A 1,549-nucleotide genomic window follows, 5' to 3' on the forward strand; every position below is an offset into this window, starting at 1 on the left:
CCCTCTTTGTCAGGATGAGATGAGACACCTGGTGTGAGTGCCGGGTGCCGGAGCGAGGGCGGGATCGGAGATCCTGATAGACGTGTCCACTTCATCCGACAGGCCCGGCAAGCCGGCTCAGCAGCCTGATCCTGCCGCACGGCCATCGCGGCGGGTGTTCAGCCCGGAGTACAAGCTGGCGATCGTCGCCGAGTATGAGAACGCCCCGAACGGTGAGAAAGGCGCGATCCTCCGCCGGGAGGGCTTGTATTCCTCCCACGTCATCGAGTGGACACGCGCCCGCGACGCCGGTGTCCTCACTACCCGGTCCGGCGAGGCTGGCCCGGCGGCGCCGAAGCGTGCGAAGAAGACCGCCGAGCAGCTCGAGTTGGAGAAATTACGCCGGGAGAACGAGAAACTGAAGTCTGATCTGGGCAAGACCCGGATGGCGCTGGACATCATGGGAAAAGCGCACGCGCTCTTGGAAGGTCTGTCCCAGAGCGCGGAGGACGACGAGCCGCCGAGGACATCATGACCACCGCGTTCACCGAACTCCGCGCCGCGGAGGTCTCGGTGCGCAGATCGTGTGAGCTGACCGGGATCTCCCGCGCCACCCATTACCGGCGGGCCAAGCCACAGGGCCCGCTGCATGGCCCGTGGCTGCCCCGTAGCCCGCCGCCGGCGGCCTTGAGCGAGGCCGAACGCCACGCCGTGCTGGAGCTGCTGGCCGACGCCCGCTACGCGGACCTGGCGATCCCGCAGGTCTGGGCCAGAGAGCTGGACGAAGGCCGCTATCACTGCTCGATCTCCACGATGTACCGCATCGCCCGCGCCGCGGGGCAGGTCCGTGAACGACGCCGCCAGGCCACCCACCCGCCACGGATCCGCCCGGAACTCCTCGCGCATGGCCCCTCCCAGGTGTGGTCGTGGGACATCACCGCGCTCAAAGGCCCGGTGAAAGGGGTCTGGTACAGGTGCTATGTCGTCATGGACATCTTCTCCCGCTACGTGACGGGCTGGCTGGTGGCCGCGGCCGAGGATGCCGTCGTGGCCAAAGACTTCCTCGGCGAGGCCATCGCCCGTAACGGCATCGAGCCGCACACGATCCACGCCGACCGGGGAGGGGCGATGGTGTCCAAACCCGTCTCCGAACTCCTGACCGACCTCGGTGTCCTGCGGTCACATTCCCGTCCGCGTACCTCGAACGACAACCCGTACTCCGAGGCCCAGTTCAAAACGATGAAGTACGTGCCGGACTTTCCCCACAGGTTCGGGTCGTTAGCAGACGCCCGCGCGTTCTGCGACGGTTTCTTCCTGGCCTACAACCACGAACACCGTCACTCCGGCATCGGTCTGCACACCCCCGCGTCCGTGCACTTCGGAACAGCCGAGCACATCCGCACCCAGCGACAGACCACCCTCGACCACGCCCACGCCACACACCCCGAACGCTTCACCCGCCGACCCCGGCCACCCGCACTACCCAAAGCGGCCTGGATCAACCAACCCACCGAAGATCAGCAACCAGTCAACTAAACACAACCCGTCTCAATTTGACTTGACAACTACC

The 1,549-nt window shown here is 66.0% G+C and carries 2 protein-coding genes; both read left to right on the plus strand.

Features of this window, described 5'->3' with window-relative positions; all coding sequences use genetic code 11:
- Window positions 1-154 precede the first annotated feature (154 nt).
- Window positions 155-514, plus strand: a complete 360-nt coding sequence (locus E1288_RS46335; protein WP_132495703.1) for a hypothetical protein — start codon at window positions 155-157, stop codon at window positions 512-514.
- A complete protein-coding gene (locus E1288_RS46340) occupies window positions 511-1,515 on the plus strand; it encodes an IS3 family transposase (protein WP_235884311.1) in 1,005 nt (334 codons plus the stop codon). Before E1288_RS46335 ends, E1288_RS46340 begins: the two co-directional genes overlap by 4 nt.
- Window positions 1,516-1,549 lie beyond the last annotated feature (34 nt).

This window comes from Saccharopolyspora elongata, assembly GCF_004348985.1.
Taxonomy (GTDB): domain Bacteria; phylum Actinomycetota; class Actinomycetes; order Mycobacteriales; family Pseudonocardiaceae; genus Saccharopolyspora; species Saccharopolyspora elongata.

Bases quoted from the DNA above. Each gene is read 5' to 3' on its own strand.
- E1288_RS46340 (WP_235884311.1), top strand. From the start codon at position 511: ATGACCACCGCGTTCACCGAACTCCGCGCCGCGGAGGTCTCGGTGCGC.